Source organism: Candidatus Desulfofervidus auxilii (genome assembly GCA_030262725.1).
Classification (GTDB): domain Bacteria; phylum Desulfobacterota; class Desulfofervidia; order Desulfofervidales; family Desulfofervidaceae; genus JAJSZS01.
Map to the genome: position 1 here is coordinate 105,640 of JAJSZS010000004.1, position 18,999 is coordinate 124,638.

The 18,999-nt window shown below is 31.1% G+C and carries 21 protein-coding genes; 14 read left to right on the forward strand and 7 right to left on the reverse strand.

Annotated elements, in window-relative coordinates:
* Positions 1-9 precede the first annotated feature (9 nt).
* Both pgsA and LWW95_03755 read left to right on the forward strand, forming a co-directional pair.
* A complete protein-coding gene (pgsA, locus tag LWW95_03750) occupies positions 10-552 on the forward strand; it encodes a CDP-diacylglycerol--glycerol-3-phosphate 3-phosphatidyltransferase (protein ID MDL1956153.1) in 543 nt (180 codons plus the stop codon).
* An 11-nt stretch (positions 553-563) separates the two neighbouring features.
* A complete protein-coding gene (locus LWW95_03755; GenBank protein ID MDL1956154.1) occupies positions 564-845 on the forward strand; it encodes a 4Fe-4S binding protein in 282 nt (93 codons plus the stop codon).
* Between the two features lie 104 nt (positions 846-949).
* On the opposite strand, the gene LWW95_03760 is transcribed toward LWW95_03755, so the two are convergent.
* A complete protein-coding gene (locus LWW95_03760) occupies positions 950-1,570 on the reverse strand; it encodes an FmdE family protein (protein MDL1956155.1) in 621 nt (206 codons plus the stop codon).
* 252 nt (positions 1,571-1,822) lie between these two features.
* Between LWW95_03760 and LWW95_03765 the strand changes: the two genes are divergently transcribed.
* Positions 1,823-2,770: an aspartate carbamoyltransferase catalytic subunit gene (locus tag LWW95_03765; GenBank protein MDL1956156.1), complete on the forward strand. Its 948-nt coding sequence runs from the start codon at positions 1,823-1,825 to the stop codon at positions 2,768-2,770.
* Complete coding sequence (locus LWW95_03770; protein MDL1956157.1) at positions 2,754-4,040, forward strand: dihydroorotase; 1,287 nt, start codon at positions 2,754-2,756, stop codon at positions 4,038-4,040. The genes LWW95_03765 and LWW95_03770 overlap by 17 nt, the downstream gene beginning before the upstream one ends.
* On the opposite strand, the gene LWW95_03775 is transcribed toward LWW95_03770, so the two are convergent.
* The 3 genes from LWW95_03775 to LWW95_03785 are packed head-to-tail and all read right to left on the reverse strand — an operon-like array spanning position 4,020 to position 8,605.
* The gene (locus LWW95_03775) at positions 4,020-5,372 is read right to left on the reverse strand and encodes a phosphomannomutase/phosphoglucomutase (GenBank protein MDL1956158.1); all 1,353 of its coding nucleotides are present in this window, start codon (positions 5,370-5,372) and stop codon (positions 4,020-4,022) included. The two genes, LWW95_03770 and LWW95_03775, sit on opposite strands and share 21 nt — an antisense overlap.
* Entirely contained in the window at positions 5,373-6,782 is a 1,410-nt protein-coding gene (locus tag LWW95_03780) for a B12-binding domain-containing radical SAM protein (protein ID MDL1956159.1), read from the reverse strand.
* Entirely contained in the window at positions 6,779-8,605 is a 1,827-nt protein-coding gene (locus LWW95_03785) for a bifunctional homocysteine S-methyltransferase/methylenetetrahydrofolate reductase (protein ID MDL1956160.1), read from the reverse strand. Before LWW95_03785 ends, LWW95_03780 begins: the two co-directional genes overlap by 4 nt.
* Positions 8,606-8,745: 140 nt before the next feature.
* Between LWW95_03785 and LWW95_03790 the strand changes: the two genes are divergently transcribed.
* The 3 genes from LWW95_03790 to pyrF are packed head-to-tail and all read left to right on the forward strand — an operon-like array spanning position 8,746 to position 10,068.
* Positions 8,746-8,964, forward strand: a complete 219-nt coding sequence (locus tag LWW95_03790; GenBank protein ID MDL1956161.1) for a ribbon-helix-helix domain-containing protein — start codon at positions 8,746-8,748, stop codon at positions 8,962-8,964.
* On the forward strand, positions 8,954-9,358 hold the full coding sequence (locus LWW95_03795) for a PIN domain-containing protein (GenBank protein MDL1956162.1): 405 nt from the start codon (positions 8,954-8,956) through the stop codon (positions 9,356-9,358). Before LWW95_03790 ends, LWW95_03795 begins: the two co-directional genes overlap by 11 nt.
* On the forward strand, positions 9,358-10,068 hold the full coding sequence (gene pyrF / locus LWW95_03800) for an orotidine-5'-phosphate decarboxylase (protein ID MDL1956163.1): 711 nt from the start codon (positions 9,358-9,360) through the stop codon (positions 10,066-10,068). The genes LWW95_03795 and pyrF overlap by 1 nt, the downstream gene beginning before the upstream one ends.
* On the opposite strand, the gene LWW95_03805 is transcribed toward pyrF, so the two are convergent.
* The 3 genes from LWW95_03805 to LWW95_03815 are packed head-to-tail and all read right to left on the reverse strand — an operon-like array spanning position 10,065 to position 13,534.
* Positions 10,065-11,957: an ATP-binding protein gene (locus LWW95_03805; protein ID MDL1956164.1), complete on the reverse strand. Its 1,893-nt coding sequence runs from the start codon at positions 11,955-11,957 to the stop codon at positions 10,065-10,067. The two genes, pyrF and LWW95_03805, sit on opposite strands and share 4 nt — an antisense overlap.
* A 50-nt stretch (positions 11,958-12,007) precedes the next feature.
* On the reverse strand, positions 12,008-12,997 hold the full coding sequence (gene galE, locus LWW95_03810; GenBank protein ID MDL1956165.1) for a UDP-glucose 4-epimerase GalE: 990 nt from the start codon (positions 12,995-12,997) through the stop codon (positions 12,008-12,010).
* The gene (locus tag LWW95_03815) at positions 12,998-13,534 is read right to left on the reverse strand and encodes a hypothetical protein (GenBank protein MDL1956166.1); all 537 of its coding nucleotides are present in this window, start codon (positions 13,532-13,534) and stop codon (positions 12,998-13,000) included.
* 75 nt (positions 13,535-13,609) lie between these two features.
* Here LWW95_03815 and LWW95_03820 point away from each other — a divergent pair, with 75 nt between their 5' ends.
* The 7 genes from LWW95_03820 to LWW95_03850 form a co-directional block, all read left to right on the forward strand.
* Positions 13,610-14,299, forward strand: a complete 690-nt coding sequence (locus tag LWW95_03820) for a phosphoadenosine phosphosulfate reductase family protein (protein ID MDL1956167.1) — start codon at positions 13,610-13,612, stop codon at positions 14,297-14,299.
* Positions 14,300-14,320: 21 nt separating this feature from the next.
* The gene (locus LWW95_03825; protein MDL1956168.1) at positions 14,321-15,625 is read left to right on the forward strand and encodes an alkaline phosphatase family protein; all 1,305 of its coding nucleotides are present in this window, start codon (positions 14,321-14,323) and stop codon (positions 15,623-15,625) included.
* A gap of 373 nt (positions 15,626-15,998) precedes the next feature.
* A complete protein-coding gene (locus LWW95_03830; protein ID MDL1956169.1) occupies positions 15,999-16,658 on the forward strand; it encodes a hypothetical protein in 660 nt (219 codons plus the stop codon).
* Between the two features lies 1 nt (position 16,659).
* Entirely contained in the window at positions 16,660-17,211 is a 552-nt protein-coding gene (locus tag LWW95_03835) for a Uma2 family endonuclease (GenBank protein MDL1956170.1), read from the forward strand.
* Between the two features lie 16 nt (positions 17,212-17,227).
* The gene (locus tag LWW95_03840) at positions 17,228-17,644 is read left to right on the forward strand and encodes a nucleotidyltransferase domain-containing protein (protein MDL1956171.1); all 417 of its coding nucleotides are present in this window, start codon (positions 17,228-17,230) and stop codon (positions 17,642-17,644) included.
* Positions 17,645-17,701: 57 nt separating this feature from the next.
* A complete protein-coding gene (locus LWW95_03845) occupies positions 17,702-18,577 on the forward strand; it encodes a DUF3473 domain-containing protein (protein ID MDL1956172.1) in 876 nt (291 codons plus the stop codon).
* The coding region (locus tag LWW95_03850) for a Wzz/FepE/Etk N-terminal domain-containing protein (GenBank protein MDL1956173.1) at positions 18,567-18,999 on the forward strand (433 nt) is incomplete at its 3' end. The genes LWW95_03845 and LWW95_03850, both read left to right, overlap by 11 nt.

Sequence of the window (18,999 nt, forward strand, 5' to 3'; positions counted from 1 at the left end):
TGAATACTAATGACTTTAACTTTAGCCAATCATCTCACTTTATTAAGACTAACAGCCATTCCATTTCTTATCCTTTTTCTTTCTTATCCATATAAATGGTGTTCTTTTTTGAGTGCTTTAATCTTCTTTTTAGCCATTTTAACGGATTTTTTAGATGGTTTTTTTGCACGACGTCAAAAACAAATTACTACTTTAGGAAAACTTTTAGACCCTTTAGCAGATAAACTTTTAATAACAGCTGCATTAATTATGTTAATCTCTTTAAAAAGAGTACCTGCATGGATGGCATTTCTTATTATTGCCAGAGAAATAGCAGTTACTGGATTAAGAAGTATCCTTGCTAGTGAAGGGATTGTGCTTGCAGCTAGCAAGAAGGGAAAGTGGAAATTTGTCCTTCAAAGTCTTGCTATCTTTTGCCTTATTCTTCACTATCCTTATTTTAATATTGACTTTCACAAAATAGGTATAATTTTACTTTGGATAGCTATATTTTTTACTCTTTGGTCAGGCATAAAATATTTTATGCAATTTTATAAAGCTATATCAAAATAAGGGAGAAAATAATGAGAAGATGGGGAAGAAGGCGTCATATGAGAAGAAGGTGTGGATGGAGAATGTGTATTTTAAATTATAAACCAACACCAAGACACAAAATTTATCCAAAGATTACACCTATTGTCAATGAAGAAAAATGTATAGGTTGTGGTAAGTGTGCTAAACGTTGTCCGGTGGGAGCTATTACTATTTCAGATAAAAAGGCACATATTGATTCTGCCTTATGTATAAATTGTGGACAATGTATTTTAGCTTGTCCTAAGGGAGCAATTGATTACTACAAATATTAAAAGATAGCCAAATTCCTTCTTGTGCCTCTTTTTATCAATCTTTACCTTATTTTTGCCCTCTTGAAAAATCAATTTTGAAAATACAGGAGGAAAATGTAAGCATTCTATTCTTTATATCCAGAACAAGGGATACATAATAATTTATTATTTTTAACCCTAATCTTACTTCCAAATACAACTTCACCACATTTTTCACAAAAAACAGGTGGGCCTTCTTGAACATAAATATATTGATATTCATAAACATCACTTATTTTGAATATATCCTCTTCAGGTAAATTTAATACCCGATTAACTGCTGCCTCAGCAATCTCAGGTTCAATCTCTTCTGGAGGAATACCCTGTTTTCTTCTTTCCATAAAAGGAGAACTCATTGCTTGAGCAATAAATTCAGGCTTAATGGCTACCCTTACTGCTTTATTTTCTATGACATTAATTAAAACAAAAGCCATCTTATTGTAATTTAATTTTTCACAATTGCCCTTTCCATAAGTACAGCCAGTTGCCATCATTACACCATCTAAGAAACATTGCATTAAATGTCCAGTACCTGTTTCAGAAATCAATGCTAATTCTTTACTTTTCGCCCTTCCCACTCCTAATTTCCTTCTTGCTAAAAGACCTGCCCTTAATCCTAAAGGCATGGCTGGACACAAATGTCCATGAAAATATAATCCATGTTCAAACATCTCTTTTAATTCAGGATCCTTAATATCAATAGCCATTTTTACCTCCTTAGATAAATATATTTAAATATGTCAATATAATAATTTAACCTGCATTTTAAATAAATTCAAGTATAAAAATTATCATAGAAAAAACAAAAGGCTTACTTGTGTTTTTTGGAATCTTAACCAATTTAAAATTTTTCATTGACAATAAAGTTTACTCTGTGGTATTAAAAATAAAAGTATGTTTTATTTAAATAAATTGCACCTCCTTATTATATAAGGAGGTGTTTTTTTATGGAGTAAAAAATGCCATTTTTTTCTAAAAAACATTTATTGGGCATAGAAGATTTATCAGCTGAAGAAATAAAGTTTATTTTACAAACAGCTGAAGCAATGAAAGAAATCTCCTTTAGAGATATAAAAAAGGTGCCTACTTTAAGAGGAAAAACTATAGTCACTTTTTTTTATGAACCAAGCACACGCACAAGAGTTTCTTTTGAAATCGCTGCTAAACGTTTAAGTGCAGATACAGTAAATATTTCAGCCTCTACAAGTAGTTTAGTGAAGGGAGAAACTTTATTAGATACAGTTAAAAATCTTCAGGCAATGCAGCCTGATATCTTCATCATTCGACATTCCCAAGCAGGAGCACCACATTTTATTGCTAAACATATTGATGCATCAGTAATAAATGCAGGTGATGGCATGCATGAACATCCAACACAAGCTTTATTGGATGCTTTTAGTATTAAAGAAAAAAAAGGAAAGATTGAGGGACTTGAAATTGCTATTATAGGTGACATTGCTCATAGCAGAGTAGCTAGATCAGATATCCTTTTATTTACAAAACTTGGAGCAAATGTAAGAATATCTGGCCCCCCTACTCTAATCCCACCTTATATAGAAAGTCTTGGAGCAAAATATTGTTTTTATATAGAGGATGCTATAGATGGTGCTGATGTAGTTATTGCCTTAAGAGTACAAAGGGAACGTCTTAAACAAGTGCTTTTCCCTGATTTAAGAGAATATGCACTTCAATTTGGGCTTAATAAAAAACGTCTTATTTTTGCTAAAAAAAATGCTATTTTGCTTCATCCGGGCCCTGTTAATTGGGGTGTGGAATTAGATCCAGAGATTATGGAACTGCCATTTACCATTATTTTGGATCAGGTAACAAATGGAGTAGCAGTAAGAATGGCATTATTATATCTGCTTGGAACACAAAGAGGTTTAAATGATGAAATGGCTCATTAAGGGTGGTCGGGTAATTGACCCAAGTCAGAATTTAGATGCAGAGTTAGACATTTTAATAGAAAATGATGTAATAAAAGCATTAGAGAAAAATATTTCTGCTGATGATGTAGAAATAATAGATGCTAAAGGAAAGATTGTCACACCTGGTCTTATTGATGTCCATGTCCATTTAAGAGAACCTGGTTTTGAATATAAAGAAACTATTGAATCTGGTCTTATGGCAGCAGTAGCAGGTGGTTTTACAGCAGTTTGTTGCATGGCCAATACCAACCCAGTAAATGATAATCAAGAAGTTACCCGTTATCTTTTAAAAAAAGCATCTGAATATCATCTAGCCAGACTTTATCCTATTGGTGCTGTAAGTAAAGGTTTAAAAGGCGAAGAAATGGCACCTATTGGAGAGTTAAAAGAAGCAGGGGTTGTAGCACTTTCTGATGATGGAAATCCTATTTTAAATAGTGGATTTTTAAGGCGTGCTTTAGAGTATGCAAAATATTTTAATTTACCAATTATTTCTCATGCAGAGGATAAAAATCTTGCACCTTATGGTGTTATGAATGAAGGAAAAATAGCTACAAGACTTGGATTGCCAGCTATTCCTGCTGAAGCTGAAGAGATTATGATCTTTAGAGATATAAAATTGGCTGAGCTTACAAATTGGCATATCCATATTGCCCATGTAAGCACAGCAGGTGGTGTAAAGTTAATTAAAGAGGCAAAAGAAAAGGGTATTAAAGTTACAGCTGAAACATGCCCTCATTATTTCACACTAACAGAGGAAGCAGTTAAGGATTACAATACAAATGCAAAAGTAAGCCCACCTTTACGCACAGAAGTTGATGTAGAAGCCATTAAACAGGGATTAAAAGATGGCACAATTGATATCATTGCTACTGACCATGCCCCTCATCATCCATTAGAAAAGGAAGTACCGTTTGAAGAGGCACCAAGTGGTATTATTGGATTAGAAACTGCTTTACCCATTTCTTTAAAATTAATAGAAGCAGGCATATTAAGCTGGTCAGAATTAGTTACAAAAATGAGCTATTTACCTGCAAAAATTTTTAATTTACCTGGTGGCACTTTAAAGCCAGGTAGTCCAGCAGATATCACTATTATTGATCCTGAATCTAAATATCGTATTGATGTTAATGCCTTTTTTTCAAAGGCACGCAATTGTCCATTTAATGGCTGGGAAGCAAAAGGCAAAGTTATTATAACAATTGTAGATGGAAAAATAGTTTATAACTTAACCCATAAATTCCTTTAATTTTTCTTCTACCATTTTACGAATCTCATCAAGCCTTTTTTCACTCTGTGCTTCAAAACGTAAGACAAGCACAGGTTGAGTATTAGAAGAGCGTATAAGTGCCCAGCCATCATCAAGAATAATACGTACACCATCAATAGTTACAGTATTAAAATGTTTAGAGAAATATTCTTGTGCCTTTTTAACAACATCAAACTTTATCTCATCAGGACAAGGAATCCTAATTTCTGGTGTATAATAAGTCTTTGGCAAATCAGATATAAGCTCACTTGGTTTTTTTCCTGTTTTATCTATAATTTCTAAAAAACGCAGTGATGCATAAACAGCATCATCAAATCCAAAAAAACGATCTGCAAAAAACAAATGCCCACTCATCTCTCCTGCTAAAAGTGCCTTTTCCTCTTTTAATTTATTCTTAATTACTGAATGACCTACTTTCCACATAATGGGCTTTCCACCATGATGAGCAATGTCTTCAAAAAGCAATTGAGAACACTTCACTTCACCAATAATCTTAGCACCAGGATGTTCTTTTAAAATATCTCGTGAAAAGATAATTAATAATTGATCCCCCCAAAGAATATTTCCATTTTCATCCACTACTCCAAGACGATCCCCATCCCCATCATAGGCAAAACCTACATCTGCTCTTTCTTTTTTTACAGTATCAATCAAATCTTTAAGATTTTCTATTACAGTAGGATCAGGAAAATGATGAGAAAAATTCCCATCTATTTCACAATAAAGTGGCATTACTTCACATCCCTTTCCCTCAAATGCTGGTAAGGCAACAATACCAGCTACACCATTTCCTGCATCTATAACCACCTTATGTTTTCTTTCAATGCGAATATTTTTATTTAAAAAATCAAGATAATCAGGGATAATATCATATGTTTTATAATCTCCTTGCCCTTTTTCATAATCTTCTTTCTCCATAATTTTGCGCAATTTTTGAATCTGTTCACCAAAAAGTGTCTCTTTACCTGCACAGATTTTAAAACCATTATATTCAGGAGGATTATGACTACCTGTAACAGCAATTCCTCCTTCTTTATCTAGATGAAAAATACTAAAATAAACTACAGGAGTAGGACATACACCAACATCTGTTACATTACACCCTGTAGAAAGAATACCTTTAACTAGTACTTCTTTTAATTTTGGAGAGCTTAAACGACCATCTCTCCCAATCACTACTTCTTTATATCCTAGACGCCGAATATAAGTGCCATATGCCTTACCTAAATGTTCTACTACTTTTTCAGTAAGATCCTTATCAACTGTACCTCTTACATCATATTCTCTAAAAATTAGGGGATTGGGCTTCATTTATACCTCCTCAATAAGCATTGATTTTATATCCAATTCCTTTAACCAATTAAGAAACTCTTTATTTTTTCTCTGCCATTCATAAGTAAGTTTTAATGCATAAAGAGAAATCTGTGCAGAAAGAAATTTCCTATCAAGGAGGCGTTTAAAGGTATTTTTTAAAGAATAAAAAGTTTTATGTGCCTTTATTACTGCTTTTTGTAAAGCATAAGGTGAAAAATTTTTAGGGGAAAAAACAATGTGTAAGCCATCATAAAGAGACCAATTATGAGAAAGAATTCGTTTATTCTTACACATCTCTTCATAAACAGGAGTACCTGGCAATGGAGTTAATATAGCAAATTGAACTGAACCAATTTTATGTTTTAAAGCAAATTTAACAGTATTATCTATTACTGTTGGCGTATCTTTATCCAATCCAAAGATAAACATACCATGAATATGAAACTGACACTTATTTATTGCGCTAATAGCCTTTATAATATCCTTAATTGATTGCCTTTTATTCATCTCTTTAAGGCTTTTAGGATTGACAGACTCAAAACCAATATAAAAGCCATCACAATGAGTATCTTTTGCAAGTGAAAGCAATTTTGGATAACGGGCAATATCTACTCTTACTTGTGTAGACCAACTAAAAGAAAAATCCTCTTCTTTCATAGCCAAAAGCAATGATTCAGCCTTTTTTGGATTGGCTATAAAATTATCATCATAGAAAAAAATATGATAATGACAATCATTATATTGTTTTAATTCATCAATAACATGTTCAACAGAACGATATCTTATCTTACGACCAAACATACGGGTAACAGAACAAAATTTACAATTATAGGGACATCCTCTTGAAGTTTGAATTGGAATAATCTTTTTAACCAACCCCTTTATTCCCTTTTGCCAGCCATATATTAGAGAAAAATCAGGATAAGGTAGACTGTCTAAATTATTAATTAGAGGTGATACTTCATTATGATAAAATTTGCCGTTCTCCTGCCAACTTAACCCTTTTACATGAGAAAAAGATCTTTTTCCTTCTAATGCTTCTAAGAGCTCTAAAATGGCTATTTCTCCTTCTCCTTTTATAACAAAATCTGCAAAATTTAATGCCTCTTCTGGCAAAAAAGTAACATGAGGACCACCCATTACTATTGGAATATTCATATTTTTAATCTTTTTTGCCAAATAATATGCCCGAATAGCAGTAGCTGTAAGTGTAGAAATACAAACAATATCTGCTTTTTTAATTTGAGACCAATCTAATGGGGCAATCTCTTCTATAAAAACTTTAGTTTTATAACCAAATTTTTTAAGAATAGTAGCTAATAAAATAGTACCTAAACGAGGAAGTTTAAATCTAGAAAAAAAATGAGGTGTTTCTGGCCTTGGTTCAATAAAAATAATATATTTCATAAAATTTCTCCTAATATTTTATTTACCATCTCCACCCTCCCCATAGGCGCACTAATTTGCACCCCCTGAACTAAATCTTTTACTGCCTCTAATGTCTCTCTTGCAATAGCTATCCCTTCAGCTATAGCTGCCTCACCACTTGGAGACTTAGCCATCCTTTCTACAATTTCATCAGGCACAACCACTCCTGGCACCTCTGTCTTCATAAACACAGCTGCTTTATAGCTTCTTAAAGGCCAAATACCAGCAATAATAGGAATATTTAAATGTTTCACTTGTATAACAAAATTTTCTAATGCCTTTACATCAAATATTGGTTGAGTAATGGCAAATTCAGCTCCAGCTTCAACCTTTTTTTCAAATTTTTCTATTTCACGCTCTAAATTAAGAGCCATTGGATTTACACCTACCCCAACTAAAAAGCCTGTTGCTCCATTAATAGGCCTTCCTATTAAATCTAATCCACGATTTAAATTCTGAACTAAACGTACAAGACTAATAGAATCTAAGTCAAAAACAGCTGTAGCATCTGGATAATCTCCCAATTTAGGTGGATCCCCAGTAATAATAAGCAAATTACGCAATCCCAAAGCATAACTTCCAAGCAAATCTGCCTGAAGACCAATTAAGTTTCTATCTCTACAACAGACATGAAGTAAAGTTTCTATGCCTATCCTTTCTATCAAAATAGCTAAAGCTTGCGCACTCATACGAGCAGTCGCTCTTGGCCCATCAGGAATATTTATTACATCTATTTTCATCTCCTTTAAAATCTTTGCCTTCTCCAATATCTTGCTAGGATTAGGACTTTTAGGTGGTGTTAACTCTACACTAACAACAAATTTTTTATTAGCAATCTTTTTTGCCAATCTTGAACGCTCAGCTAAGGGTACAACTGGAGGGGTGGATGGTTTATTTAAAATAGATTCACGCACACTTTCTATCCGTATCATCCTACCAGGACTTAATGAACGTACTGCTGAACGCACTGCCTTAATATCCTCAGGTGTAGTCCCACAACAACCACCAACAATCTTAACACCTTTTTGAAGATAATATCTTGTATACTTTGCTAAATATTCTGGAGTACAAAGATAAATCTTTCTTCCCTCTATCTTTCTTGGAAAACCTATACTAGGTTGAGCTACAAGAGGTAAAGTAGCCTTATCTTTTACAATATCTATCAGTTCCAAAATATGTTTTGCCCCTTGACAACAATTGAATCCCCAAGCCACTATTCCACTTTTCTCTATAGGTTCAATAATTTCACTAACATGTTCACCAGAAAGCAAATGCTCTCCATCATCAATTGTTATTTCCGCTACTATTGGCAATTTTGTCCATTGTTTAATTAAATTTATAGTAATAAGAAGGGCATCTAAATGTAAAAAACTTTCTAAAATAAAAAAATCTACACCTTCAGCCAAGGTCTTAACTTGCTCTTCATAGCCTTTATAAAAATCTTCTTCTTTAAAAGGTGGATTAACATAAGGATAAATAGGGCCAATTGTACCAGCTACAAAAAGTTCATTACCTGCTATTTCCCTAGCTAATTTAACCCCTGCTTGATTAATAGCAATAATCTTTTTTTCCAAGCCATAGTTTTTTAAATGCCAATAATTAGCACCAAAGGTATTTGTACTTAAAATATCTGCACCAGCTTTGGCATAAGCAATATGTATATCCTGCACCAAATCAGGAGCAGAAAGATTAATTTCATCAAAGCAAGCATTTATATAAACACCTTTTCGATAAAGCATTGTACCCATAGCACCATCACAAACAAGCACATTTTCTTTTAGAGCTTCAACAAACCTGGACATAACTTCCTCCACATGTTTTGAATAGAATGCCTTAAAATTTTATAAAAAGCAAGAGCAATTAAAGAGCTTATAAAGTATTTACAAAAGTAAAATTAAAATATATACTAAAGTAAATCTAAAAATATACTAATGAGGTAAATATGAAGAGAATAATGATAACTATAGAAAAAGAATTATTAAAAAAAATTGATGCAATAACTAAAAATAGAAGTGCTTTTATTAGAAATGCAGTAATAGATTATTTAAAAAAAATAGAAAAAGAAAAAAAACTGGAGCAGTTAATTAGCGAGATTGAAAAAAGCAAAATAAAAGTTCCTAAAGATTTTAAATTTAGTAGAGAAGACATTTATGAAACATAAAGCATTTGTTGATACTAATGTCCTTATTTATCTTTACTCAGAAGATGAAATAAAAAGAAAAATTGCTCAGAATATTATAAAAACATTTTATGTTATTATTAATACTCAAGTTATAGGAGAATTTGTGACTGTACTTACCAGAAAACTTGGTTACAATAAAGAAATAGCAATAATGGAGGCGAAAAGAATAGTAAAAGTTTTTGAAATTTTACCTATTGATTCTGATACAGTAAAATTAACATTTTGCGTTTTTAAAGATTATATGTTTTCTTATTTTGATGCTCAGATTGTAGCTTCGGCACTTTTATCTGAATCAGATATCTTATTCAGTGAAGATATGCAAGATGGATTACAGGTATATAGTAAACTAATTATAAAGAATCCATTTAAATAATGATAAAAAATATCCCTCTTAACAAAAGGATAATCTTTGCTTTAGATGTACCTACTGAAGAAGAAGCAAAAAGCCTGGTGAAAAAATTTGAAAGACAAATTAAATTTTACAAAGTAGGACTAGAGCTTTTTTTAGCAAGTTGGTTTAAAATAGTTGATTGGCTATTAGAAAGAGATTTAGAAGTAATGCTTGATTTGAAATTTTTTGATGTACCGCAAACTGTTGCCTCTGCTGTAAAACAATTAAAGAATCGGGGAATTTCCTTTGCTACTGTACATGGTAATGATGCTATTTTAAAAGCAGCCAATGAAGCAAAAGAGGGTATAAAAATTTTAGCAGTAACAGTACTTACCAGTTTGGATGAAGCTGATTTAAAAGATTTAGGGTTTCAATGTAATGTAGAAGAATTAGTACTTTCTCGTGCTAAAAGGGCATTAGAGCTTGGTTGTGATGGAGTAGTTAGTTCAGGGCTTGAAGCAAAAAAGTTGAGAAAATGTTTGGGAAACCATTTTTTAATTGTGACACCTGGCATAAGACCTGTTAAAAATCAGAAAGATAATCAAAAACGCATTGTGACTGTGAAAGAGGCATTTTTAAATGGAGCTGATTATGTAGTCATTGGACGACCTCTTAGAAAAGCTAAAAATCCTTATCAATTAATTGAAAAATTACAAGAGGAAATAGTGGAAGCACTCTCTGAATTAAGTTAAGTTTCTTCTTCAAGTATTTCTTTTATCTTTTTAGCTAAATCAGAAATACTAAAAGGTTTTTGAATAAAATTGGCTTTTTTTACTTCAATGCCATAGCTAGCAACAATACTCTCTGGATGTCCGGACATATAAAGCACACGTATATCAGGCCTCAATGCTTTTATCCTATCAGCAACCATTTTTCCATCCATACCAGGCATAATCACATCGGTAAAAAGAAGATGAATAGTCTCTTTATAACTCTGACTTATACTAATTGCTTCTTCTCCATCTTGTGCTTCTAATACCTGATATCCACATATTTCAAGAAACTCTTTAATAATTTCTCTTACTGCTTTTTCATCTTCTACCAATAAAACTGTTTTTGGTTTTGAAGATATTTTTTCTAAATCTTTCTTAGATATTTCCTTTTCTTTTACTCTAGGCAAATAAATTTTAAATGTAGTGCCCTGCCCTACTTCACTATATACTGTAATGTGACCTTTATGTTGTTTAACAATATTGTAAACTATTGATAAACCCAAGCCAGCTTCTGGTTGATCTTTTTTAGTAGTAAAAAATGGCTCAAAAATATGTTCTTTTATTTCTTCTGTCATACCACAACCAGTATCACTTATAGCTAGCAATACATATTCTCCTGATTCCCAACCTAAATCAGGAGGAACATAATTTTCCTCTAATACTATATTAGCTGTTTCTATAAAAATCCTTCCTCCTTTCGGCATAGCCTCCTTTGCATTTTTTACTAAATTCAAAATCACTTGTTTAAAATGAAAAGGGTCTATCTCAACAAACCATAATTCAGGCGTAAGATTTGTCTTTATCTCAATGCCTTCGCCAACCAGATATTGCAATTCTTTTTCTATTTCAAGAATAAATTCATTGAGATTTATTATTTTAACTTCAATAATAATTTTTTTCCCACTAATAATTAAAAGCTGATTTATAAAATTATTTGCCTTTTGAGTTGCATTTTTAATTTCCAAAATGTATTTATGTAAAGGCGAAGTCGCTGGCAAAAAATTAAGAAGAAGCTCACTATAACCACCTATTACTGTAAGTAAATTATTAAAACCATAAGCTACTCCCCTAGCCAAACGACTAACCGCTTCCATTTTTTGACTTAATAATAACCAATCTCTAAAATGATGCTGCTCAGTTAGAGTCTGATAAAGCCTTTGTGTTTCAGATAAATCTTCTTTTAATCTTGTTAATTTAAAATAAACAGCAAATGCCTTTGCAGCAGTATCTAATAAATAAATATCTTCTTCTGACCATTTCCGAGATTTTTCTGTATCATCAAAACCTACAAAGCCAAATAATTCTTGCTCTAAAAAAATTGGAACAATTAAGACAGAACGAACTCCTTGTGTTTCAAACAATTCCCTTTCTTTAATAGCTTCTTGAGGAATTTTTGAAACATCAGAGATAATAATATTTTCATTTTTCTTAAGTTTTTCTATAAACCAAGTAAAGTTTGCAACTTCTATACCCTGAAGATTTTGATGGGGAAAAACCCCTGATGCGCACCATTCTATAATATTATCTATCTTTCCCTCCTGAAATATAAAAATATAAGCTCGACTAACTTTTGCTGTCTTTCCTAAAATACTTAGTACTTCTTCAAGATTAACTATTTTATCAGAAAAAACAAAATTAACTAAACGATTTATAGCCTCTAAATGATGAGCAGTTTCTATTTTCGGGAGTTTTTTGCCTAAGATCTCAGATTTTTCTAATCCAATAGCTTCTATTGCTGCCTTATTTGCTTCTAAAATTGTCAAATCTTTGTCAAAAATAATTATGCCAAAAGAAAAGGCATCTAAAATAGAACTAATTAATATCTTTAAATTTATGGCTTCTTTGTTTAAAAAATCCCGCCCTTCCATTTGTACTCTATAGCATAATTAAAAGAACGTGCCTTTTTACTCAAACTTAATTAATTTGTCAACCGAATTTTTAAATTTTGAAGTCTTTGATGCCACTGCCAAGCTGTCTCAATGGTAGTTTTAAAATCAAATTGAGGATGCCAACCTAGAATAGACTTTGCCTTTTGACTACTGGCAATAAGGACTGGAGGGTCACCAAAACGGCGTTTCCAGGCAATGGTTTTTATTTTTTTTCCTGTAACTTTTTCTACCTCCTTAATAACTTCTTTAACTGAATATCCCCTTTCTGTCCCTAAATTAAAAACATCACTTTTATTTGTTGCTAATAAATATTCTAATGCCAAAATATGAGCATCTGTTAAATCTTTAACATGAATATAATCTCTTATACATGTTCCATCAGGAGTAGGATAATCAGTGCCAAAAATCTTTATATTTTCACTATTTCCTATAGCAACATCCAATATTAAAGGTATTAAATGTGTTTCGGGCTCATGCCATTCACCAATTTCTCCATCTGGATCAGCCCCAGCAGCATTAAAATAACGAAGAGAAATATATCTTAAACCATATGCATGATGATAATCTTCAAGTATTTTTTCTATCATGAATTTTGTTCGACCATAAGGGCTTATTGGATTTTGTGGATGATTTTCAGGAATAGGAATCTCTTGAGGTTCACCATAAATAGCGCATGTGGAAGAAAAAATAAAATAATTTATTCCAAAATCAAGCATAATATTAAGAAGATTTAAAGTATTTTTCAAATTATTCACATAATATTTCTTTGGATCACTTACAGATTCTCCCACATAAGTAAAAGCAGCAAAATGCATTACTGCCTTAATAGGATTATTCTTAAAAATCTGCTTTAATTTTTCAGTATCATTTAAGTCCGCTAAAACAAATTTTCCCCAACGAACAAATTCCCTATGCCCATAAACAAGATTATCAATTACCAAAGTTTCATACCCTTTTTTATAAAGCATCTTATTCACATGCGAACCAATATAACCAGCCCCACCAGTAATAAGGATCATCTATTCTACCTTTTCAATCAATGAATGATGAAGCTCCACCCTAGCTTGTCCAAATGCTAAAAATAATAAAACCCTCACCCTACCCTTATCTGAAGTCCAACATTCAAAAATACCATAAATATCTTTAAAAGGCCCTCTTGTTATTTTAATCTTATCATCCTTTTTCAAATGCCTTTTTCGAATAATCCCATCTGGATGTTCCAATGCTTTAATCTTTTCTATTAATTCGTCCTTTATTGGCGTAGGGTTCGCTGAATCAAGAAGTATTTTAGCTACTCCGCGTGTCCATCTTACTTCATGTAAAGACTCTTTAGCTACAAAACGTGCAAAAATATATTGTGGAAATAGTGGTTTGTGGACAAGCTTACTTTTGCCTGCATGAAATACTACCACTTCCATTTTTGGAAGATAGATTTCTATATTTTTTTGACGTAAGAAAAAGGCTGCTTTTTCTTCTTCTCTATTTTTTGTTTGAACTACATACCAACACTTGCGGGTAAGATAACTATCTTTCACATAATCATTATAATTTCTCACCTTAAAAAATCAAGTTACTGCTTGACCTTTAATACAAAATTAATTAGTATTTTAAAAACATTTAGGGAAAATCCAATGGATGAAGAAAGACTTAATCAATGGTCCTTAGAACAAAAAGAAAAAGAAAGTAGAAAAATTATAAGAGAAGCAATAGAAAAATATGACGAAGACAAAATAGCCGCTGCTTGGTCAGGAGGAAAAGACTCTACTACAGTACTTCACCTTATTAAGCAGGAATTTGGCAAAATCATTATACCAGTAGTATTTATTGATACTTCAGTAAAATTTCCCGAAATATATGCTTTTAGAGACAAATTAGCAAAAGAATGGAACTTAAATTTAACTATTATTAAAAATGAAGAAGCCTTAAAAACAATAAAAATTGCTGAGAATAAACAAGAATGCTGTTATTTACTTAAAACTTTACCTTTGCGTAAAATTATTGAATCAAATGGTTGGCAAGCCTTAATTACAGCAGTACGTTGGGATGAACAAGAAGCTAGAAAAAATGAAACTTACATTTCTCCAAGAGAAAATCCTTCACATATAAGAATTCATCCAATTCTTCATTTTCGTGAAATAGACATTTGGTCTTACATAAGAAAATATAACGTACCTTATTGTGAATTGTATCATAAAGGTTATCGTTCATTAGGTTGTATGCCCTGCACAAAATTAGGTTCAGCTAAAGGGCCTGAAAGAAGTGGTCGAGATCAAAATAAAGAAGAAATAATGCAAAGATTAAGGGATTTGGGATATTTCTAACATAATCTATTTGCATTGAAAATGTTTTTTAGTAAATTATTTTCTAAAAATTCCCAACACAAAAAAGCAGTTATCATTGGTCTAGATGGAACACCCTATTCCTTACTTAAAAACTTAATAAATCAAGGGAAATTGCCTAATATGGCCCAGATTTTTTCTCAAGGTTATTTTGGCCCTACTACTGTATGTCTACCCGAAATCTCATCTGTTTCATGGACATCCTTTATGACTGGTGCAAATTCAGGTATGCATGGCATCTATGGTTTTATGGATTTTAAACCAGGTACTTATGAACTATATTTTCCCAATTTTTATGATTTAAAAATACCTACTATATTTGATGAGCTTGGACAAAAAGGCAAAAGATCAATTGTTATCAATTTACCTTCTACTTATCCAGCTAGAGAAATACCTGGAATATTAATTTCTGGTTTTGTAGCAATTGATTTAAAAAAAGCAGTTTATCCCTTATCACTCTTATCCAAACTTGAAGAATTTAGCTATCAAATTGATATAGACACTGCTAAAGCAAGAAATGATCATGATTTTTTAATTAAAGATTTAGACAAAACTTTAAAAGTACGTGAAAAAGTTGCTAACTATCTTTGGGAAAAAGAAGATTGGGACTTATTCATGGTGGTCATTACTGGTACTGACCGTCTACAACATTTTCTTTTTGACGCTTATGTAGATGAAAATCATCCCTATCATCAAGCTTTTATTGAATATTATCAAAAAATTGATGCATTTATTGGCCGCATTTATGAAAAATATACTAAATTAAAGGCTGAAAAAACCTTCTTTATGCTTTCGGATCATGGTTTTACCCAGATTAAAACCGAAGTTTATATCAATAGATGGCTATTTGAAAATAATTACTTAAAATTTAATACTGATACCCCTAAAATGGTCTCTGATATTGGCCCTGGTACTATTGCTTTTGCCTTAGATCCATCTCGTATTTATATTAATTTAAAAGAAAAATATCCTTTAGGTACAGTAGAAAAAAAAGATTATGACCGACTTCGTGAAGAATTAAAAAGCGCATTTTTAGAAATTAAATATGAAGGTGAACCCATTTTAAGACAAGTATTTTTTAAAGAAGATATTTATGATGGCCCATATTTAAATCAAGCACCTGATTTAGTACTTCTTTCAAAACATGGCTTTGATTTAAAAGCTACTGTTCAAAGAAACACTATTTTTGGACACAGTGGTCTTCAAGGTATGCATACTTATGATGATGCTTTCTTTTTCTGCGATAAAGGAATTAAGTGTAAAAATATCTTTGAAATTAAAGAAAAGATAATAAGTGTTTTAGATTAAATAAAAGAGAGAAAAAAATTTCCTATATTAAAAATTTCACTTAAATTAATGTAAAAAAAGTGGAAAAATTTTTCCCATTAAAAGAAAAAAAATTCATCATATTTTTATCAAAAAATAATTTTTATAAATTTATTCGGCACTTTTGTTTGGCATATTTCTTGCTTTATTTAAAATTTCTGGTAAAATTGTTATTAAAATTTAAGCCCTATTAAAATAGGGCTTTTATATTAGATAATTTGATTAAATATCGAAAATTTTTGCTTTTTTCAGGTTAGACAATCTAACCTGAATGGCGGAGCTATATTTACGTTTTAACGTTTCAACGTTCAAACGTGTTAACGTTCCAACGTGCTAATGTTCAAACGTATCAACTATGCCAATAAGTATCGCCTTAATTAGAAAATTAGAAGAAGTAGAACCTCGTTTAAGAGGAGTTCTATTTGCCATTTTAGAAGAAATAGAACAACAAAGAGAAGAAACTGTCACAAAGAAAGAATTTAACGAACTAAAAGAAATTGTAAAAGAGCTGGCCGAAGCTCAAAAACGCACTGAACAAAGGGTAGAAGAATTAGCTCAGGCACAAAAACGCACTGAAGAAGAATTACAAAAATTAATCAAAGAGCATGCTAAAACAAGAGAACAAGTTGGTGGATTATCCATTACTGTTGGTTATGTTTTAGAAAATGAAGCAATGAAGGCATTACCCACTCTTTTAGAACAAGAATTCGGTTTAAAAGTAGAAGGAAAATTTGTGCGAAAATTTGTAAAAGATAAAAAAGGAAAACATATTGAGGTAAATATTATTGGTGAAGCAGTAAAAAATAGTAAAAAGATAGTTATTATTGGCCAGTCAAAACTACGGCTTTCAAAAGAAGACATTTTGGAGTTTTTAAGGGATAAAATAATACCCTTTGAAGAAATATTTGAAGAAATTTTTCCCATTTTAGTAACCCATATGATCACTCAACCTGATGTAGAAGAATATGCTTATAAACATGGAATAAAAAGAATATATTATTCATACGAATTTTAACATGGCTATAGCAATCCCAAAAAAGAAAAAATATACCTATGAAGATTATGCAAAACTCCCTGAAGGTGCTCCTTATCAGCTTATCAATGGAGAATTAATTATAACACCAGCTCCAACGCCTTATCATCAGTATATTAGTGGCAATATTTATAGTATCTTAAAAGAGTTTGTAGAAAAAAACAATTTAGGCCAGGTATATTATTCTCCTATTGATGTTTACTTTGAAGAAACAGAAACTTATCAACCTGACATAATTTTTATCTCTAAAGAAAGGTTAAATATTATAAAAGAAACAAAAATAGAAGGAGCACCCAATTTAATAATAGAAATCCTTTCTCCTGCCACTGCTTATTATGATTTAAGGAAAAAATTTAAAGTTTATGAGAAACATGGCGTTAAAGAATATTGGATTGTAGATCCTGAAGAAAAAAGCATTGAAATTTATATCAACGAAAAACAAAAATTTATCCTCGTTGAAACTAAAAATAAAACAGGTACTATAAAATCGCAATTACTTAAAAATTTCGAAATAGAGCTTGAAAAAATATTTTAATTTCAATTAAACACTAATGTATAAAAGATTTAATTTGTCCAATAAAAATAAACAAAAATTGCTTAAACAACTTAAAGAATTCCTTAAAAAGAAAAAAGAAATTCAATTTGCTTATCTTTTTGGTTCCTTCAAAGAAGAAAACACCTTTAGAGACATTGACGTTGCTGTGTATTTAACCCACCTTAAAGACTTAGCTATTGATTATGAATTGGAATTAGAAGTGTTATTGCAAAATAAATTTAATTATCCTTTTGATGTGAGAATTTTAAATCGAGCGCCTCTTTCATTTTGTTACGAAGTAATAAAATCAGGAATATTACTTTTTTCTTCAAATGATGAAATAAGAGCTGAATTTGAAGAGTATGTAATTTTAATGTATCTTGATTTTGCTTATTATCAAAAGAATTATCTATATGAGGTCTTAGGGGCTTGAAATATCTGAAATTATCAGTGCATTAGAAAAATTTAGCTCTATTATTAAACTAAATCAATGAACCTAATAAACGCCTTAACTATTGACTTAGAAGACTATTTTCAAGTAGAAGCATTTGCTTCAAGAATAAATTATAATGATTGGGATAATTATCCTTGCCACATAGAAAAAAATACAAAAAAAATTTTAGATATTTTAGACTTTTATCAAATAAAAGCTACATTTTTTTGCTTAGGTTGGATTGCAAAAAGATATCCATTATTAATAAAAACCATTGCTCAAAAAGGACATGAAATTGCTTCTCACGGTTATGCTCATAAGCCGATTTATAAACAGTCACCAAAGGAGTTTAGAGAAGATATAAAAAGGACAAAAAATATACTTGAAGACATCATTGGAAAACCAGTATTTGGTTATCGTGCCCCTACTTATTCCATTACTCAAAAAACACTTTGGGCTTTAGAAATCCTTGCTGAAGAAGGCTATAAATATGATTCAAGCATTTTCCCTATTAAACATGATTTATATGGTATACCAAATGCACCTAGATTTCCATTTGTAGTTATGTTTCAACGTGTAAACGTTCAAACATGCCAACGTCTTTTTGAATTCCCTTTAACTACATTGCGGATTTTAAACTTAAATATCCCTATTGCTGGAGGTGGTTATTTTAGATTATTCCCTTATGTATTCATTAAAAATGCCCTAAAATATATAAATATTAAAGAAAAAAAACCATTTATCTTCTACTTTCACCCTTGGGAATTAGACCCAAATCAACCTCGCATAAACCATATACCTTGGCGCTCCCGCTTTAGACATTATGTAAATTTGCATAAAACTGAAAAAAAACTAAAAAAACTCTTATTAGACTTTAAATTTAATACAGTTTTAAAAATATTAAACAATAAAATAAGATTTTATGAATCTTAAAGATTATATAGAAATATTATTGAGAAGAAAATGGTATATTATTATACCATTTATTTTATTTAGCATTGGTAGCGTTTTGCTAGCAAAATCATTGCCTGATATTTATCGAGCTTATACTTTAATTTTAGTCCAACCTCAAAAAATACCATCTCGCTATGTTACTCCTACTGTAGAAGAAGACATTGAAGAAAGACTTCGAACAATTAGAGAACAAATTTTAAGTAGGACGACTTTAGAAAAAGTAGTTAATGAGTTTAATCTTTATCCTGAATTAAGAAAAACAAAACCAATGGAAGATGTTATAAATATGATGAGAAACCGTATTGAAGTAAAAGTTCAAAAATCTCAAGTTTTTAGCGTATCTTATGAAGACAGAGATCCTATTGTTGCTATGAAAGTAGCTAATAGACTTGCTACTTTGT